The sequence below is a fragment of the Winogradskyella sp. genome (assembly GCF_965656915.1).
In the GTDB taxonomy this organism is placed as follows: Bacteria; Bacteroidota; Bacteroidia; order Flavobacteriales; family Flavobacteriaceae; genus Winogradskyella.
This window is the reverse complement of the sequence record NZ_CBFHMI010000012.1, coordinates 1-19,101: the sequence shown is the minus strand read 5'-3', so window position 1 is coordinate 19,101 and position 19,101 is coordinate 1. Positions and strand designations below refer to the sequence as shown.

Annotated in this window: 20 protein-coding genes; 10 read left to right on the top strand and 10 right to left on the bottom strand. The window is 32.4% G+C overall.

From position 1 onward, the window contains the following. Positions 1-24: 24 nt before the first annotated feature. From tig to ACTG3Y_RS05395, 6 genes are all read right to left on the bottom strand, one after another. The gene (gene tig / locus ACTG3Y_RS05420) at positions 25-1,347 is read right to left on the bottom strand and encodes a trigger factor (protein WP_439151907.1); all 1,323 of its coding nucleotides are present in this window, start codon (positions 1,345-1,347) and stop codon (positions 25-27) included. 80 nt (positions 1,348-1,427) lie between these two features. Further along, the gene (locus ACTG3Y_RS05415; RefSeq protein WP_439151906.1) at positions 1,428-1,775 is read right to left on the bottom strand and encodes a phage holin family protein; all 348 of its coding nucleotides are present in this window, start codon (positions 1,773-1,775) and stop codon (positions 1,428-1,430) included. Positions 1,776-1,852: 77 nt separating this feature from the next. After that, positions 1,853-2,128 carry a hypothetical protein gene (locus ACTG3Y_RS05410; protein ID WP_439151905.1) on the bottom strand — a complete coding sequence of 92 codons (276 nt, stop codon included), beginning with the start codon at positions 2,126-2,128 and terminating at the stop codon, positions 1,853-1,855. A gap of 145 nt (positions 2,129-2,273) precedes the next feature. Continuing rightward, complete coding sequence (locus ACTG3Y_RS05405; protein WP_439151904.1) at positions 2,274-2,930, bottom strand: hypothetical protein; 657 nt, start codon at positions 2,928-2,930, stop codon at positions 2,274-2,276. Positions 2,931-2,963: 33 nt separating this feature from the next. Next, positions 2,964-3,725 carry an alpha/beta fold hydrolase gene (locus tag ACTG3Y_RS05400; RefSeq protein WP_439151903.1) on the bottom strand — a complete coding sequence of 254 codons (762 nt, stop codon included), beginning with the start codon at positions 3,723-3,725 and terminating at the stop codon, positions 2,964-2,966. Continuing rightward, entirely contained in the window at positions 3,722-4,435 is a 714-nt protein-coding gene (locus ACTG3Y_RS05395; RefSeq protein WP_439151902.1) for a pyridoxine 5'-phosphate synthase, read from the bottom strand. Before ACTG3Y_RS05395 ends, ACTG3Y_RS05400 begins: the two co-directional genes overlap by 4 nt. 90 nt (positions 4,436-4,525) lie before the next feature. Between ACTG3Y_RS05395 and ACTG3Y_RS05390 the strand changes: the two genes are divergently transcribed. The 9 genes from ACTG3Y_RS05390 to ACTG3Y_RS05350 all read left to right on the top strand — a co-directional run bounded on the left by ACTG3Y_RS05390 (position 4,526) and on the right by ACTG3Y_RS05350 (position 13,189). Then, the gene (locus ACTG3Y_RS05390; RefSeq protein WP_439151901.1) at positions 4,526-5,182 is read left to right on the top strand and encodes a CBS domain-containing protein; all 657 of its coding nucleotides are present in this window, start codon (positions 4,526-4,528) and stop codon (positions 5,180-5,182) included. A 3-nt stretch (positions 5,183-5,185) separates the two neighbouring features. Continuing rightward, a complete protein-coding gene (locus ACTG3Y_RS05385; RefSeq protein ID WP_439151900.1) occupies positions 5,186-6,064 on the top strand; it encodes an NAD kinase in 879 nt (292 codons plus the stop codon). Between the two features lie 99 nt (positions 6,065-6,163). After that, positions 6,164-6,853, top strand: a complete 690-nt coding sequence (locus tag ACTG3Y_RS05380; RefSeq protein WP_439151899.1) for a DUF6089 family protein — start codon at positions 6,164-6,166, stop codon at positions 6,851-6,853. Then, positions 6,854-7,597: an isoprenyl transferase gene (locus tag ACTG3Y_RS05375; RefSeq protein WP_439151898.1), complete on the top strand. Its 744-nt coding sequence runs from the start codon at positions 6,854-6,856 to the stop codon at positions 7,595-7,597. Then, complete coding sequence (gene bamA / locus ACTG3Y_RS05370) at positions 7,566-10,139, top strand: outer membrane protein assembly factor BamA (protein ID WP_439151897.1); 2,574 nt, start codon at positions 7,566-7,568, stop codon at positions 10,137-10,139. Before ACTG3Y_RS05375 ends, bamA begins: the two co-directional genes overlap by 32 nt. 156 nt (positions 10,140-10,295) lie before the next feature. After that, entirely contained in the window at positions 10,296-11,438 is a 1,143-nt protein-coding gene (locus ACTG3Y_RS05365) for an OmpH family outer membrane protein (protein WP_439151896.1), read from the top strand. A 25-nt stretch (positions 11,439-11,463) separates the two neighbouring features. Continuing rightward, positions 11,464-11,964, top strand: coding sequence for an OmpH family outer membrane protein (locus ACTG3Y_RS05360; RefSeq protein WP_439151895.1), 501 nt, complete (start codon positions 11,464-11,466; stop codon positions 11,962-11,964). Positions 11,965-12,028: 64 nt separating this feature from the next. Beyond that, positions 12,029-12,808, top strand: coding sequence for a glutamate racemase (gene murI / locus ACTG3Y_RS05355; protein ID WP_439151894.1), 780 nt, complete (start codon positions 12,029-12,031; stop codon positions 12,806-12,808). 33 nt (positions 12,809-12,841) lie between these two features. After that, positions 12,842-13,189, top strand: a complete 348-nt coding sequence (locus ACTG3Y_RS05350; RefSeq protein WP_439151893.1) for a GTPase — start codon at positions 12,842-12,844, stop codon at positions 13,187-13,189. Here the strand turns inward: ACTG3Y_RS05350 and ACTG3Y_RS05345 are convergent. The 3 genes from ACTG3Y_RS05345 to ACTG3Y_RS05335 are packed head-to-tail and all read right to left on the bottom strand — an operon-like array spanning position 13,173 to position 16,609. Then, positions 13,173-13,694, bottom strand: coding sequence for a gamma carbonic anhydrase family protein (locus ACTG3Y_RS05345; RefSeq protein ID WP_439151892.1), 522 nt, complete (start codon positions 13,692-13,694; stop codon positions 13,173-13,175). The two genes, ACTG3Y_RS05350 and ACTG3Y_RS05345, sit on opposite strands and share 17 nt — an antisense overlap. A 6-nt stretch (positions 13,695-13,700) precedes the next feature. Continuing rightward, positions 13,701-14,435 (bottom strand): LytR/AlgR family response regulator transcription factor, encoded by a 735-nt coding sequence (locus ACTG3Y_RS05340; RefSeq protein ID WP_439151891.1) that lies wholly within the window; start codon positions 14,433-14,435, stop codon positions 13,701-13,703. 2 nt (positions 14,436-14,437) lie between these two features. Then, positions 14,438-16,609, bottom strand: coding sequence for a histidine kinase (locus ACTG3Y_RS05335; protein WP_439151890.1), 2,172 nt, complete (start codon positions 16,607-16,609; stop codon positions 14,438-14,440). Positions 16,610-16,825: 216 nt separating this feature from the next. Between ACTG3Y_RS05335 and ACTG3Y_RS05330 the strand changes: the two genes are divergently transcribed. After that, positions 16,826-17,992, top strand: a complete 1,167-nt coding sequence (locus ACTG3Y_RS05330; RefSeq protein WP_439151889.1) for a vWA domain-containing protein — start codon at positions 16,826-16,828, stop codon at positions 17,990-17,992. Positions 17,993-18,034: 42 nt separating this feature from the next. Here the strand turns inward: ACTG3Y_RS05330 and ACTG3Y_RS05325 are convergent, their stop codons facing one another. Then, positions 18,035-19,045 (bottom strand): PorP/SprF family type IX secretion system membrane protein, encoded by a 1,011-nt coding sequence (locus tag ACTG3Y_RS05325; protein ID WP_439151888.1) that lies wholly within the window; start codon positions 19,043-19,045, stop codon positions 18,035-18,037. Positions 19,046-19,101: the final 56 nt, after the last annotated feature.

Here is a 19,101-nt window from a genome sequence, read left to right as displayed (position 1 = left end):
AGATACTAATTTATTCAATACCCGTTAACTGTAGAATTCTTTAACAAAATCATCATATGTGATTTCTTTTGTCTTAAGATTTGCTTCAGTTTTATACAAGTTCAATAATTTTTGACTCATTAATTGTTCTGATAAGCGCTTAACTTCATCTTGATTTGATAAAATACGAGCAGCTATATCTTCCATTTCTTTTTCTGAAGGATTCATCTGACCAAATTGTGCCATTTGTCCTTTTATCATTTCCATAGCATATGCTTTTAAATCCTCAAACTGAACTTGTAAGTTATTTTCTTGAATTAATTTACCCTCTATAAGTTGGTAACGCATACTATTTTCAGACTTTTCGTATTCTTCTTTTGCCTGATCTTCTGTCATTGGTTCCTCACCTGCCGTTTGCATCCATTTCTGAAGAAACTCTGCTGGCAAATCGAACTTGGTGCTTTCTACTAAATATTCTGTTACATCATTCAACAATTTCTGATCACTTTGCTGTGTGAATTGTTTTTCAGAATCTTCCTTAATTTTCTCTTTTAATTCAGTTACAGAAGTCACTTGTTTAGGTCCAAATAACTTATCGAATAAATCTTGGTCTAAGTCAGCCAACTCTCTCTCATTTATTTCTGATACCTCAAAATCAACATTAATATCTAATCCGTGAGCATCATCATGAGGTACTTTTAAAAAGCTCATCAAATCATGATCGTCATTAAAAAGACTTTTTGTTTTTAAAGTAATTACATCACCTACTTTAGCTCCGATAAATTTCTTAGAATTTGTTTTTCCTTTTAATTTGTCCAAAGTAATTGTAGCAACATTCTCAATACCTTTTTCTTCATTGGTGAACTTTCCTGTAATCTCAGAATCTTTTGTAACTTCAGTTTGAGAAACTAATTTTCCATATTGCTTTTGGATATGCTCTATCTGATTATTAATCATTTTATCATCTGCAACGATGTTATAATGCGTTATTGCTTTTTTACTTTTTAGTTTCACATCGAATTCTGGTGATAAACCTAACTCAAACTCAAATGTGAATGCATCTGAATCCCAATCTAAATCATCTTGAGGTTTTGGCAGAGGATTTCCTAAAACATCTAGTTGTTCTTCAACTAAGTACTTTCCTAATGCATCTTGAAGTAATTTATTTACTTCATCTACCAACACTGCTTTTCCGTATTGCTTTTTTACCATTCCCATTGGTACATGTCCTTTTCTAAAACCAGGAATGTTTGCAGATTTTCGGTAATCTGTTAAGATTTTTTCAACTTTATCGCTGTAGTCTTCTTTTGCGATATCCACTTTTACAACTGCATTTAATGCGTCGATGTCTTCTCTTGTAATGTTCATTATTATTGAAACTAAAATTGGGCTGCAAAAATACAATATTTTTTACAACCCAACAATAGTTTTAAGCGTTTGATTTAGAGTTACTTTTTATCTGTTTTAACAAAAGAATGTAGCAATGATTGTAAGATACTAAGTAAGATGCTAAATAGTACCGCTGTCCATAGACCATCTACTCTAAAACCATCTACGAGTTTATCTGCCAAAAGTATTATTATAGCATTAATGATGAATAAAAACAAGCCTAAGGTAATTATGGTTACAGGTAGTGTTAAGATGACCAAAATTGGCTTAACCAAAACATTCAAAATAGATATAACAACAGCTACAATAATAGCCGTTAAATAAGTGTCGACAAAAACACCATTTAGCACTTTGGCTAAAAACACTACTGCAATAGCATTTAAAAGAAGTTTAATGAGCGTATTCATTTGAATGAATTTTTAATAATTAACTTCTTTAAAATTATAGAAAATAAAGTTCTGTATAGTGCTAATAACAAAAAACTTTACTGAACCTGAAAAACAATAGGTATAGAGAATGGAAAAACCACTGGATTTCCTCTGAAATATCCTGGCGCTTCCAGTCTAGGCATCATCTCCATAATACGTTTGGTTTCAATTCTTAACCTAGGATGTGGCGCTCTTATTTGAACTAAACCAACATAACCATCTTTATCAACTTTAAAAGACACGTATATTCTTTGACGTCCAGTTAAACCAGTATCTGCAGCTATATCTGTATCAAAATTATTAACAATGAATTGGGCAATATTCTGGTTCATACATTTCTTTCTGGCTATATTTCCAAAAACTTCGCTACAACCAGGAAAAACAGGTATTTTTTCTAGGACACCATCAGTGACTTTCGTAGGTGTTAAATCTATATCTTCTTTTTTAGTTTTTATCTTCTTTATCTTTTTTCCTTTATTAGTTATACTTTATCCAGGTTTTTACAAATTCGTCATCATCGTAGTGTCCTTTCCAGACTAAATTACCATTCTCATCATAACGTTTTTCTTCACCCTTCTTTTTTTCATTAAGAATTATTCCTTTTACTTTTAGCTGCGCATTTTTATAAAACTCTTCGTACACGCCATTCCTGTAGCCATTTTCATAACTGACACTCCATTTTACATTACCATTATCATAATATTGTTTCCATTTTCCGTAAAGATTAAAATCTTTATAGTTTGCTTCGACTTTTAATACACTATCTTCTGTAAACTCTTTATAATAGCCGCTTTTATAAGCGCGCTCAAAGAAAAGTTTACCACATTTAAAATAATTTCTTTGAATATGAATGTCTGCCTCTTTCTCAATTTTACTTTTTAATGTACCGTCTTCATAATATGATATTTCAGGTATGTCTTTTTTGCCTTCTGTAAATGTTGAAATATTTGCAATCTGCCCATTTTTATGGTAACGAATCCATTCACCAACAGCTTTGCCATCTTTATTTTGGCCTTCCACCATTAATTCACCTGAATCGTGATAGTCCTTATATGGACCATCATTTGGCTTGAATTGAGCATGTGATAATTGAACACTTATAATTAACACAAAAAGTCTTATGGCATATTTCATTTTAAACAAGATTGATTTTTTTAGGAATGTAAATTAAACGAATTTTATTACAGCATCATAAAATTCTTTAGGATTTTCGGCGTGCAACCAATGCCCTGCTTTAGAAATGGTAATTATCTTAGAGTTTGGGAAATGGCGTTTTATAATGGCTTCATCAGAATTACCTATGTATTCTGACTTATCGCCTCGTAAAAATAAGGTGTCTTTTTTAAAAATTGAATGTATCGGCAAAGCTTCACCAACTTCAGAAACATTTTCTTTTAAGGTTTCTAAATTAATTCTCAGACCCAATTCACCTTTATGTATCCAGTATAGATTTTTTAATAAAAATTGTCTTGTGCCATTATCTGGCACATAAGATTCTAAGACCTGATCAGCTTCTAATCTGGTTTTAACATAGGTGAAGTCTAATTGACTTAACCCTTCTAAAATAGCATCATGATGCACAGGGTAGTAACGCGGGGAAATATCGGCAACAATAAGTTTTGAAAGGTACTCAGGATATTTTGAAGCAAATAACATCGCTGTTTTTCCACCCATAGAATGGCCAAGAAGTGTAATTTGAGATAAATTATGATAATCGCAATACGCTTTTAAATCTTCTGCCATAAGATCATAATCAAAATCATCGGAATGAAAGCTTCTTCCATGATTCCGCTGATCTACCAAGTGCATTTCAAAATTAGACTTAGAAAATTTTCTGGCGAGGGTTTTCCAATTATCTCCCATGCCTAAAAATCCGTGAAGAATTACAAATGGTTCACCTTCACCAAAAATATTAGCGTGTAAAATCATTTTAAACGACTTAGGTACATTTGTATAACGTTCTCTACTCCTAGATATAGACTCTCAGCTATTAAAGCATGGCCAATTGAAACCTCTAATAAACCTGTGATATTTTGTTTAAAGAATTTGATATTGTCCAATGATAAATCATGTCCTGCATTAATACCAAGCTGTAAAGTAGTTGCCAAACCAGCACATTCCATATATGGTTTAATAGCATCTTTATTGCCTAAACCATATTGATGAGCGTAAGCTTCTGTGTATAACTCTATTCTGTCTGTACCTGTTTCTTTTGCGCCTTCGATCTGATGCAGGTCAGGATCTACAAAAATTGATGTTCGTATACCATTGTTTTTAAATTCTTTAATAACCTCAACCAAAAAGTCTTTATGTTTTATTGTATCCCAACCAGCATTAGATGTAATTGCATCAATAGAATCTGGTACTAAAGTCACCTGAGTAGGTTTTATATCTAAGACCATGTCCACAAATTTGGGTATTGGATTACCTTCAATATTATATTCTGTGTAGACTTCTGATTTTAAATCATAGGCATCTTGATAACGAATGTGACGCTCATCTGGTCTGGGATGAATTGTAACACCCTGGGCACCGAATTGCTGCACATCTTGTGCAAATTTCACAACATTTGGCACATCGCCACCTCTACTATTTCGTAGTGTTGCAATCTTATTAATATTAACACTTAATTTGGTCATTTTGTTAATTTTTGAATCACAAAAATACAAAGTAGAACACGCAAATTGTGGTTATTTTTGATTAATTTGCAGCATAATTAAAGTACCATTATGCAACTACAGGATTTTGTAATAAATGACATAAAACCTCTAAATAATAATGATAAAATTAGCGATTTACAATTGCTTTTTAATCAACTCACATACTCTCATATTCCTATACAAAACAATGGAGTGTATTTAGGTTGCATTTCTGAAACTGATGCCCATTGTTTTGATGGTGCAATTTCTATTAGTGACTGTAACTATGCCATTGAAGGCTTCTATGTAAGACCAACAACAAATTGGTTAGATGTATTAGAAGCATTTGCACAGAATGACTCTAATATTATGCCTATACTAGATAAGAACAATAGATATATTGGATATTATGAGCTTAATGATGTTATTCATTTATTTAATGAAACACCATTTTTTGCAGAACCAGGTGGTATCTTAGTAGTTGAGAAAGGTATTAATGACTATTCCTTTAGTGAAATCAGCCAGATTGTAGAATCTAATGATGCTAAGTTATTTGGTGCATTTATTTCTAAAATGGATGGTAATTTAGTACGGATTACGATTAAAGTAGGCAATGCCAGTCTCAATGAAATTATTCAAACCTTTAGAAGATACAGTTATAATATTGTCTCAGGTCATGAGGAAGACTCCTACATTGAAAGCTTAAAAGAGCGTTCAAAATATTTAGACAAATACCTAAAAATGTAACGGATGAAGATAGCTGTATACGGACAAAGCTTCACAAAGGAAACTACTCAAAAGGCATTTGATATTATTCTTAACGGGCTTAATCGAGCTAAGCTTGACGTCTATGTAGAATCTAAATTTCTAAAACATCTAAATGTTGAAACTCAGAATGGTGTCGTATTAAAAAAATTCAATATACTAGATAAAAGTTTTGATCTTCTTGTAAGTATTGGTGGCGATGGTACTATATTAAGGGCAATAACTTATGTTAGAGATTTAGGTATTCCTATCGTAGGTATAAATACCGGTCGATTAGGTTTCTTGGCAACTATTCAGACAGAAGAAATAGAGGCTGCTCTATCACAACTTTTTAATGGCAATTATAAGGTTTCAGAACGCTCATTACTCAGTGTAGAAACTCATCCGATAAACGAAGACGTTACTGAAACCAACTTCGCTCTAAATGAAATTGCAGTAAGTAGAAAAAATACGACGTCTATGATCACTGTAGAAACTCACTTAAATGATGAGTATTTAACATCTTATTGGGCAGATGGATTAATACTTTCGACACCAACAGGATCTACAGGGTATTCGTTAAGTTGTGGCGGACCAGTGATAACTCCAGAAGCTAAGAATTTTGTTTTAACACCAATAGCACCTCATAATCTTAGTGCTCGACCATTAGTTATCCCAGATAATACTAAAGTTACGCTAAAGATTGACGGAAGAGAAGATCGGTTTTTAATGTCTCTAGATTCAAGAATAGTTACTTTAGCAAATACCACTAGAGTGATTATTAAAAAAGCCGACTTTGTAATTAAAATGGTAGAATTACTCGACGAAACTTTTTTAAATACACTCCGAAAAAAATTACTTTGGGGAGAAGATCGACGTAATTAGACAATAAATGCTTGTAAAATCTGTTTATCTGTAAGACTATTTATTTCAAATTGTCATAGGCTAATCATAATTGTTATATTTGCAAACTTTGTAAAATTTATGAGATATTTATTTCTAATTTTAATTAACATTTTCACCATTCAAATGATTGATGCTCAAATCTATGAAGTTGGCATCTTTGCTGGTGGTAGTAATTTTATTGGAGATGTGGGAGCTACAAATTATATCTCGCCAAATCAGCCTGCAATAGGTGGTATTTTTAAATGGAATAGAAGTGCTAGACACTCCTTTAGGGCTTCAGTGATTTTTTCAGAAATTGAAGGACTAGATAGCAAGTCAGACGACCCAAGACGTCAACAAAGAGATTACAGTTTTTCTAATAGTTTATTAGAAATCTCCGCGGGTATGGAATTTACTTTTATGGAATTTGATCTTCATACCGTTGGAATAAAGGGAACACCTTATTTATACTCAGGTATTACATTTACAAAACACGATAATTACTATTTTTCTAATACTGGAGTCTTAACTTCAGAGGATACCAGCAGTTGGGCCTATGGTATTCCTATGGTCCTAGGTTACAAAACAAATATTACAAATCATTTGGTTCTAGCTGCAGAAATAGGTGCCAGATATACATTTTCTGATGAATTAGATGGTAGTGTTCCTGAAGCTAAGAGCCTAGAACCTCTGAGTTTTGGAAACACAAACAGTAATGATTGGTATGTATTCTCAGGATTTACATTAACTTACACCTTTGGCAGAAGACCTTGCTATTGCAATTTTTAAATGAGTCTAACAGAACAAATAAATAAAGACAAATTACCTAACCATATTGCTATAATTATGGATGGTAACGGTCGTTGGGCTAAGCAAAAAGGTTTGATGCGTGTTATTGGTCACGAAAATGGGACTAAATCTGTTAGAGAAACTGTAGAAGCAAGTGCAGAATTAGGTGTTAAAAACCTCACGCTTTACGCCTTCTCTACCGAAAACTGGAATAGACCTAAACTTGAAGTTCAAACCTTAATGAAGCTATTAGTAAAGTCTTTAAAAAAAGAAATAAAAACGCTTCATGACAACAATATTAAACTTGCAGCTATTGGTTGTTTAAGAGATCTACCTAAGAAGGCTCATCAAGAACTATTAGATGTGATAGAAAAAACAAAAAATAATACGAATATGACATTAACTTTAGCTCTAAGCTATGGCTCTCGTGAAGAAATTGTTAATGTTATTAAAGAATTATCAGTTAAAGTTAAAAATAATATAATTTCTCCCGAAAGTATTGATGAATCAATTATAAATAAGCATCTTTACACGCAAAATTTACCAGATGTTGACTTGCTTATTCGCACAAGCGGTGAACAACGAATTAGTAATTTTTTGCTTTGGCAAATTGCCTACGCAGAATTATATTTTACAGATATTTTATGGCCAGATTTTAAAAAAGAAAATCTGTACGAAGCAATCATAAACTATCAAAACAGAGAACGAAGATTTGGAAAAACAAGCGAACAACTTACCTCCTAGGGCAGCACATAAAACTTTTATCAAGGTTATTTTTACAGCATTACTATTTATATTTTCATTTAGTGCTAATGCTCAAGTAGATGGTGGTGAAACGTATCTAATAAATGAAATTACCGTTACAGGCAATACTAATTTTAGCCCTCAGACTATTATTGCATATTCTAAACTAAGAAAAGGTGATGAAATCGAAATAGGTGGAGAAAAAATAGCAAACGCTGTTAAGACCTTATGGAAATCCAATTTATTTAGTAGTATTGACATATATGTTATTAATATTAATAGCGACACTGCAGACTTAGAAATCAATCTTATTGACCTACCCGAGCTTAAAGATCTAACCATAGAAGGGGTTAGAAAAGGTAAAAAAGAAGAGATTATAAATGAAAACAATCTTCAAACCGGTCAAAAAGTAACTGAAAACCTTTTAGCAACCACTAGAAATTTTCTAACTAATAAGTACAAAAAGAAAGGTTTTATAAATACTAAAGTTAATATTGTAACCTCTCAAGTAATTGACTCAGTTGAAAAGGAGCGTGTAAATATGCTCATTAAGATCGATAAGGGCGAAAAAGTAAAAATTAAGAAAATAAATTTTGTAGGTAACGAAAAACTAAAGGACAAAAAGCTTCGTAAAGCGATGAAGAACACCAAGCAAATAAATATTCTTAGACTTCTTAAACGTTCTAAATTTATTGAAGAAGATTATAAAGCAGATTTAGTCAGCGTTGTAGACAAATACAAAGAAAATGGTTATAGAGACGCTAGGATTATTTCTGATTCTATTATTTATAATAACGATAAAACCATTAGCCTTAATATAGAAGTAGAAGAAGGTGAGAAATATACATTTGGTAAAATTTCATTTGTTGGTAATACGATCTATACAGATAAGCAATTGTCGAGCATACTTAAAATTAAAGAAGGAGATACCTATAACGGTGTAGAATTGAGAGAACGAATTGCCAACCAACAAAATCCTGATGCAAACGACTTAACTAATGCTTATCAGAACTTTGGTTATATGTTCTCAACTATAAACCCTGTAGAAGTTAGTGCAGACGGTAACGTCATAGATATGGAAATCCGTATCTCTGAAGGTAAGCCTGCATACTTTAACAATGTAACTGTTGTTGGTAATGATGTTACGAATGACCACGTTATTTACAGAGAAATAAGAACACGTCCAGGAGAATTATACAGCAAAGCTAAAATTATTAGAACCATTAGAGAACTTGGACAATTAGGCTTTTTTGATGCACAGCAAATTGCACCAAATATTAAGAATCCCAATCCAGTAGACGGCACATTAGACGTTGAGTACTCTGTAGTAGAACAAGGATCTAGCCAGATACAGCTACAAGGTGGTTATGGTGGTGGTGGATTCATTGGTACTCTAGGATTATCGTTTAATAACTTTGCTATTAAGGATATTTTTAACAAAGAGGCTTACAAACCAGTACCTAGAGGAGATGGACAAAGTTTGGCATTGAGATTACAAGCCAGTCAGTTTTTTCAAACCTATAGCTTCTCGTTTAGTGAACCTTGGTTTGGTGGTAAAAAACCTTTCCAGGTATCAACATCATTATCTTACTCAAGACAATTCTTATTTGACCAAAGAACTAGAAGAGCAGATAAAAGTAGAAGTTTTAATATTATTGGATTAACGTTTGGTGCTTCAACCAGATTAACAGAACCTGATGATTTCTTTGTACTATCTCAGGCCATTAGTTACCAAAATTATAGTCTGAACAATTATAATACCGGATTATTCACATTCGGTAATGGTACGTCTAACAACTTATCTTATACCATAGGACTAAGCAGAAATAACTTGTATACAGATCCAATTTTCCCAACAGGTGGGTCAAGTTTTACAGCAACTGCTAAGTTTTCTTTCCCATATTCATTAGTAAATGGTGTAGACTATGAAGGTCTTAAGGACGAAAGAGATGGTTTAGACCCGACAGATCCAGATGATTTTGCACGAATTGGAGAAATTGATCAGGAACGTTTTAGATGGTTAGAATTCTATAAAATTAAATTTAAAGTAGATTGGTATACTGAGCTAGCTAAAAAATTAGTTTTACGTCCTAGTATGGAATTTGGTTTTCTTGGTGCTTATAATAATAATAGAGGAGTCATTCCTTTTGAACGTTTCTTCCTTGGAGGAGACGGTCTAGGTAACTTTGCCTTAGATGGTAGAGAGATTATTCAGTTACGTGGATATCCAAATCAATCATTATCACAAGTAGATGGTGGTTCTATATATAATAAATTCTCATTAGAATTACGTTATCCAATTACATTAGGAGCTCAAGCAAAAATATATGCTTTGTCCTTTTTAGAGGCAGGTGCATCTGTAAATAGTTTTAAAGATTTCAATCCTTTTAACTTAAACAGATCTGCAGGTTTAGGACTTAGAATATTTATGCCAGCTTTTGGATTATTGGGTATTGACTTCGGTCACGGATTTGATCCTGTACCTGGAACAACTGGTGCAAATGGATGGGAAACTCACTTCATAATAGGTCAGCAATTTTAAGTTTGGCACGATATTTTCTAATAGCTAAGTAAGGATTTCATCATGGTGTTAAAATTTTTAAGAATATATTTCGTTAATTTGAAGTAATGTAAGGTCAAAACAAAGTAACATTTGGTTTTACCATTAAAATGTCTAAAAAAATAAAAACATAAAACGATGAAATTTAAAGTTCTTTTTTTACTGGCAATTATAAGTCTGATGAGCTTTAGCGTGAATGCACAACGTGGTGTTAGGATAGGCTATATTGATACAGAATACATTTTACAAAATGTACCAGAGTATCAAGAAGCTTCTACACAGTTAGATAAAAAAGTGCTGCAATGGAAGTCTGAAATTGAAAAACGATTAAATGAAATTGAGCAAAAGAAAAAGGAGTTAGAAAATGAAAGTGTGCTTTTAACTAAAGAATTATACGAAGAGCGTATGGAAGATATTTCTTTTGAAGAAGCAGAAGTTTTAGACTATCAACAAAAACGATTTGGTCCAAATGGTGATTTAATGATTCAAAAGCGTCAACTGATTGAACCAATTCAAGATCAAATATTTGCTGCAGTACAGCAAATCGCAGAAACCAAAAAATTTGATTTTGTATTTGATAAATCCGCAGATGTTGTGATGTTATACTCAGCAGAACGCTATGACATTAGTGAGCAAGTACTTAGAACTATCACAAGAACGTCCAGACGTAATCAAGCTAAAAGCAAAAAAGAGCGAAAAGAATTAGAAGAGGAAGATGTTGTACCTGAGGTGAGTAATGAGTTAGATGAGCGTAAGAGAGCGTTAGAAGAAAGAAAGGCAAAACGAGAAGCAGAATTAACAGCAAAACGCGCAGAACGCGAAAAAGCTTTAGAAGAACGCAGGAAGAAACAGCAAGAATTGAGAGATGCCAAGAGACGCGAAGCTGAAGAACGTCGTCAAAGAGTAATTGATGCACGTAATAAAAGATCTGAAACCACTGAAGATGCTGCAAAAGAAACTGAAGAAAAGAAAACAACAGCTAAGGATAGTACAGCTAAAGAAAAAAAGACAATAAAAACAGACAGTACAAAGGTTAAAAAAACAGTGAAAAAAGATTCAACTGCGTCGAAAAAACCGAAGACTGCCGCAGAGATTTTAGAAGAGAGACGTCAACAAAAATTAAAAGATAGAGAAGCCAGAAGAAAAGCTTTAGAAGCCAGAAAAAAGAAAATATTAGAAGAGAGAAAAAAGGCACGTGAAGAACGTGAAAAAAACGTAAAGAAAAACGATTCAATAGCAAAAGCAAAATCTAACGAATCAGAAGAAGGAGAAGATAATTAATAACACGTAATACAATTAAAAACAAATGAAACATTTAAAAACTTTATTATTTGCAGCAGCATTATTTATTGGAGCTACAAGTTTTACGGCTGCCCAAAGCAAAGTTGCACATATTAATACTCAGGAGTTAATCAAAGCTATGCCAGAGTATAAAGCGGCACAAGCTGAGATTGAAAAACTTGGACAGACTTATCAAGCAACTATACAGGAATCTCTTAAGGAGCTAGATGCAAAACTAAAGCAATATAATGCTGAAGCAAAAGGACAGACTCAAGAAGAAAACCAAAGACGTATGGAAGAGGTTGAAGGTATAAAGCAAAGCCTTGGTCAATATCAAGAAGAAGCTCAAAAAGATATTCAACAAAAGGAATTTGAGTTTTTAAAACCAATAACAGAAAAAGCAAAGGCCGCTATAGACAAGGTAGCTAAAGCTCAAGGATTTGAATATGTTCTGGAAGAGTCAACACTAGTTGTAGCATTAGGGAAAGATCTCTTAGCAGATGTAAAAGCCGAATTAGGCATATAATAATTCTAGAAAAATAATAATTAGAAAGTCGCTTAGTTATAAGCGACTTTTTACTTTTGTAATAATGAGTAATAAACCAATTGGTATTTTTGATTCTGGTATTGGAGGCACATCAATCTTTAAAGAGATTAATTCACTTATGCCTAATGAAAACATTATCTATTTAGCAGATAGTAAGAATGCACCTTATGGTAGTAAGTCTAAAGAAGACATCATTCAGTTTAGCATTAAAAACACGGAGTTACTACTAAGTAAAGGCTGTAAACTTATAGTGGTAGCTTGTAATACAGCAACCACTAATGCTATATCATATTTAAGAACTACTTACAAGGTTCCGTTTATTGGAATTGAACCTGCTATAAAACCTGCAGCATTAAATACAAAAAACAAGGTGGTTGGTATTTTAGCAACAAAAGGCACACTAAGCAGTCAATTATTTCATAAAACTACAGATCTGTACACTAAAGGCATACTTGTTGTAGAACAGGTTGGTGAAGGCCTTGTGCCGTTAATTGAATCTGGTGATTTAGATTCTAAAGAACTGGAAGCTCTCCTAAAAATCTACCTTGAGCCAATGATAACTGCGAATATTGATTATTTGGTACTAGGTTGCACACACTACCCTTATCTTATACCAATGCTATCAAGATTATTGCCAAATGATGTAAAAATCATTGATTCAGGCTTAGCGGTAGCAAAACAAACCAAAGCTATCTTATCTACTCATCAATTGTTTAACACAAATTCGTCAAAAGGTAATATCAAACTCTTTACCAACGGCAATATAGAAGTATTAAACGCTGTTTTAGACAATCAATTTGAAACATCTTTTTTAGACTTTTAGTAAGGTTTTCTAAAATACAAGTACTAAAGCCTCATGAAGTTAATATTTGTTTACAATGCTAATTCTGGAAAAATAAATGCACTATTTGATGCTGGGTACAAATTATTTAATGCGTCTACCTATCCATGCAGTTTATGTGCTTTAACCTACGATACGTTTACTGAAAATACTACGTGGAAGGCTTTTAGAAAATCTATAGATACTGATATGGAGTTTTTACATAAGGATGAATTTGAAGCTAAAAATCCAAATGTAAAAGTTGATTACCCAACAGTTTTAAAACAGAAAGATAAAATTATATCAATAGTTTTAAATAACGAAAAACTTAATACTATTAAAACAGTAAATGAGTTAATTGAAATTATTAAGACCAGTCTTTAAACCAACCAGAATATTTCACATAGTTATTAGCTATTCGATCTATTTCTCCTGAAATCAGTTCCTGACTAATATCTTTTACTTTTTTGGCCGGTACACCTGCATAAATACTTCCAGATGCTACCACTGTATTTTTAGTCACAACAGCTCCAGCAGCAATAATACTATTGCTTTCTATAACACAGTCGTCCATAATGATACTACCCATTCCTATAAGTACATTATCTTGTATAGTACAACCATGTACAATGGCATTATGACCGATTGACACATTATTACCTATTGCAGTTGGTGATTTTTGATAGGTTGCATGGATAACTGCTCCATCTTGTACATTCACTTTATTACCCATTTTTATAAAATGCACATCTCCTCGTATTACTGCATTAAACCAAACACTGCAATTACTACCCATAATCACTTCTCCTACTATAGTTGCGTTCTCTGCAACAAAACAATCTTCTGGTATTTGGGGATGTATTCCTTTAACTGGTTTTATTACTGGCATATTTATCTATTTAAAATAAGAAAGTAAATCAGACTTTTTAGAGGCAGATACAATAATCTCTTTACCGTTACTCAAAATTACACTTCCTCCTTTACCTTTAACATATTTCACAACTTCGTTTACGTTGACCAAGTAGCTTTTATGTACTCTGGCAAAATTGGAGTCTTTTAGACTTTCTTCTATATACTTCAAAGTTTTACTAACCAGCTTTTTTTTATTATTGTTAAGGTAAATCTCTGTGTAGTTATCATCTGCTTTGCAGTACATGATATTATTGGTTTCTATAATCTCAAAACCATTTTGCTGAGGTATGGTAATTTTACCATTTACTGAATTTGTTTTTGGCACTAAAACCTGATCTTGCAAAGCATCTTCTTTAGTTTTAATTTCAGTAACGTAATCTACAGCTTTTATCAATTCGTCTATTGAAATGGGTTTCATTAAATAGTAAGAGGCATGTGCATTTAAGGCTTCAATGGCATAATGATTATAAGCTGTCACAAAAATGGTTTCAAAATCTATATGACCAACTTTGTCTAATAAATCAAAAGCATTGCCATACGGCATCTCTACGTCTAAAAAGACTACATCTAAGTCATTATTCCTTATTAAAACCAAAGCATCTTCTACATTTGCAGCTTCGCCTACAATTGAAATGTTTGGACAATACTTGGTGAGGTAGTTTCTTAGAATCTCTCTACTGGTTTCTTCGTCTTCTACTATAATGCTTTTTAATTTCATGCTTAATCTTTTTTTAATGTTACAACGACTTTGGTACCTGCATCTTGCAACTCCTGAAAATCTTGAATCGTAACATCTACCTTGTCCTTGTACATTTCATTTAAAATGGCTACACGCTTCTTAATATTATTCATGCCTTTAGAGTTTTGTTTCTTCTGATTGGCTGTTTTCAAGGCTTTAGAACGCTCTCTTCCAATTCCATCATCAGTAATAGTAATCGTTATTTCATTTTTAGATTTTGGTTGTATAGCAATCTTTAAATGACCTTTATCCGATTTATAACGTAATCCATGCCACACTGCATTTTCTATATACGGCTGCAGTAACATTGGTGGAATCTGATAGTCCTCAACATTAATGTCTTTATCTACCTCAATGGCATAGTCAAACTTATCTTTAAATCTAAAGTGTTCTAATTTAGTATATAGATCTAAAAGTTCAATTTCTTTTTTCAGTGGTATAAAATCTTCTTCGCTATTCTCTAAAACAGATCGCATTAAATGCGAAAAGTCTGAGAGATATTTGTTAGCTGTACGCTCATCGTTTATTGCAATAAAACTATTGACAGAATTTAAAGCATTAAAAATAAAATGAGGATTCATTTGACTTCTTAAAGATTTTAATGCTAGCAGATTATTAGCCAAACGCTGTTGTTTAATGTATTTAAACATTAAATATCCAGTGATTAATAATAACACTAAACCACCTGCGAGAGAGTAAATAATGAGTTGTTGTCTTTTATTACGTTCTTGTGTTAATTCGTATTTACTTTGAGATAGTGCTCTATCGCTTTCTAAAGAGGTTATTCTATTTTGTTGCTCAGCTAAGTTGCGACTAAAGCGTGCTACCTGAGATAACTCCTGTTCTTTTTTAGCATATAATTCGTCGACAATATTCTTGTAATTATCTACCATTGCCAATCCTTCTTTAGTATCACCAGTTCTAAAAAGCGCTTCAGATAATTTACGTGTTGCATCTTTTCCTACGACAAGATCTCCCCTTTCTACTGCTTCCTTTCTACTCTCTTCTAGATATGGTATGGCATCATCATTCCTATTTTGTAGAATAAGAGCATTACCGATTTTATAATTTTGTTTTTGAGATGTTATAGGACTTTCATTAGGAATTATAGAATCCTTTTCAATATCTACAATATCTTCTAAAGCTTGTTTTCTTAATTCTATCTCACTTTCATAATCCTGATTTTCACTATTAAACTCAGCCACCTTAATCTTCTCTTCTACAGCGCGCTTTTTATTTTCTTTTTCGGCCAAGTTTAATGAATTACTAAAGTAATCTTTCGCCTTGCTCTTTTCACCTTTAATATTATATGCCTGAGCAATTTTAGAGTTCAAATCTGTAACCTTAGGTGAAATTAAATGTCTTTTCGCAACCTTTAAGCCTTCTTCGTACGATGCAATTGCTTGTGTTAAGTTTTCCGTATTTATATATACATCTCCAAAACCTTCATAATAGGTTGTTTTCTGATAATTTGATAAGGTTTTTTCATCTATACTCTTGTAAGTTGAAATACTTTTTTGATAATCTCCATTCTTATTAAACGCTTCGGCTAATTTTAGCTTTGCTGAATTAGTTTCAGCATTCTGTATACTTATTTTAAAAGCAGAAATAGCCAAATCATATTGTTTCCAGTGCATATAAATATCACCAAGCAACTCGTGTGCTTCAGCACTTTGACCTGACGAAACACCAACATCTAAGGCATCGCCAACAAACATTAAACTCTTTTCAGCATCTTTCTTTAAATAAATATCTGCAGAATCTATCATTTGGTTAAACCGTTGTATAGCACCATCTAATCTTGTCTTCCTTGAGTAAGGTTTGTTTTCTGTAGTCACTTCAATGATGATTCTTTCACCACTTTCTATGGTATAAAATACAGTCTCAAAATCTCTATGACTTACTGTTAGCTCATCACCCACTTTGGCTCTTATGGTAAACTTTCCATCTTTATTTGTAGTTGTGTAGGTACCATTATTGACTTCAATCTCTACTTTCTCAACCGGAACCCTTGTATTTTGTATATACACAGAACCTCTTATGGTAAAAACAACCTCTTCGTTAGACTCTTCTTTGGCATTATTCTGAGCCATCATAAATAGTCCAAAAAAACCTATAAGGAAAGATAAAATATATGATTTGTTGAGTTTCAATTGTTTCGTTTAAAAATACCTGGACTAAACATACATACTTTATTTGGTTTCAAAAAATAGGCTAATCAGAATTTGAGTTAAATGATGATCAAAATTTACAACTTTACTCATTTATTATAAGTCTTCACTCATTGAAAAAGAACCGTTACTCATTATGGTTTTTTATTAAAGGTTTTTCCACTGAGCTTTACAGTGTTAATCAAAAAACTAGAAATTATGAAACAGATAATTAAAACATCATGCCTTACATTTTGCCTTACACTATTAATGGCATGTAATGCAAACACGAAAACAAATCAAAAAGATTTAGCAATTTCAAAAACCATTATTAAAACAAAACTAAAAGACGAAAAACCAGAAATTAAAGTAGCACTATTATTAGACACCTCTAATAGCATGGATGGTCTTATTGACCAGGCAAAAGCACAATTATGGCAAATTGTAAACGAATTGTCTTATGCTAAATGTGAAGGGGAAAATCCAGATTTAAAGATTGCACTTTACGAATATGGCAATGATAATCTCAATGCAGAAGAAGGCTATCTAAGACAGGTCTTAGGATTTAGTGATGACTTAGATGAAATATCAAAATCCTTATTCTCTCTAACAACTAACGGTGGGGAAGAGTATTGTGGTAAAGTGATTAAAACTGCTTTAAATCAACTTGAATGGGGAGAAAATAAAGAGGACTTAAAATTTATTTTTATAGCAGGAAATGAACCTTATTCACAAGGTAGAGTTAGTTATAAAGATGCATCAAAGTTAGCGCATCAAAATGATGTTACCGTAAATACAATCTTCTGTGGTGACTACAATACTGGTATTTCTACTTTCTGGAAAGATGGTGCAGATTTAACTCATGGAAATTATATGGCAATTAATCATAACCAAGCAACAGTTCATATTGCGTCACCATATGATGACAAAATTTTAGAGCTAAATAAAAAATTAAATAAGACATATGTAGCCTATGGAAAAAAAGGGAGAGCTAAGTTAGAATTACAAGCAGAACAAGATTCTAATGCAAGAGGGTACAATAAAGCCAATGCATTAAATAGAACTGTTAGTAAAAGTTCTCGACTTTATAAAAATAGTTCCTGGGATTTAGTAGATGCTGAAGAAGAAAAAAGCTTCTCATACGACAATTTAAAAGACAATCAATTACCTGAAGAATTAAAAGGTAAATCAAAAGATGAAATTAAATCATACATTGATAAAAAAAGAAAAGAGCGTGAACAACTGCAAAAAGAAATTGCAGAGTTAAATATAAAACGCCGAGGTTATGTTGCTAATAGATCTAATGAAACAAACAACGGATTAGAAAATGCTTTGCTTAAGGCAATCAAAGAACAAGCAAAGCAAAAAAATTATAGATGGGAATAATTCTAAATCAAAAAAGGCTCAATTTTCATTGAGCCTTTTTTATTAGTTTACTGCAGGACAGTTACATTCATATTTCTCTCGTCTACAATTAAAGTTATACCCTAGAGTAATCTGATGAAAACCACCCGTATTAAAGTTTACAGTGTTGGCTTGATACGAATATGTGTATGCAAACACAAAACTGTTATAATCTACACCAATGAAAGGTGTGAAATATTGTGATTTTTGACTGCTTACACCACCACCATCAACAAACTCTGCTCCGTCTAAGCTTCGTCTATATGACAATCCTCCCCAAACCTTTCCAAAATCCATTTCTCTATAGACTTTAGCATTAATATCAATTGAAGATTCTTCGGTTGCATCTCTATACATATACATTATAGATGGCTCATAGCTCCAATCACTTCCGTATTTACTAAAGGTATATCCAGTAGAAAATAAATAAGTTCTTAAATTATCAAATTCAAATCCCTGATCGTTGAAATTAATTCCTTCATTTTTTAAGATATTCTTAGCCGTAAAATGGGCATAGAAATCAATAAAATTATATGAGAATCCAAAATCTATATTAAAATTTGTTGCACTTTGTTCTATTCCCGCTATTAAATCATCAAATTCCCCTGGTGCTAAGAAATCTGATTCGTCTAATTTGTATTGTAAAAAACCAGCACTTAGTCCAAATGACAGCATATTTAAATCAATCTCATTTCTAGAGAACATAAGATGATATGCAAATGTTGCATATCCTCCAACTGTTGAATGATATCCATTAGAATCGTTAAACAACACTCCGCCAAGAGCCACTGGTGAATCACCTAATCTACCATTCATACTTAAGGTTTGCAAACTTGGTGCATCATCAATACCAAACCATTGTTGTCTGGCTGTTAATCTCACCTTCGCACAATTAGCAACACCTGCCATTGACGGATGAATTAAGTAATAATTATCAGTTAAGTAATCTGAATATATTGGAATACCTTCTTGAGCAAAACTTAAATTTGTCATTAAGGCTATAAATACTACTAAACAATACTTTTTCAATCTCATAGTTTTTTATCGTTTCAAGGTAAAATGGGCTTTAAATTCTTTACGTTTACCGGTTA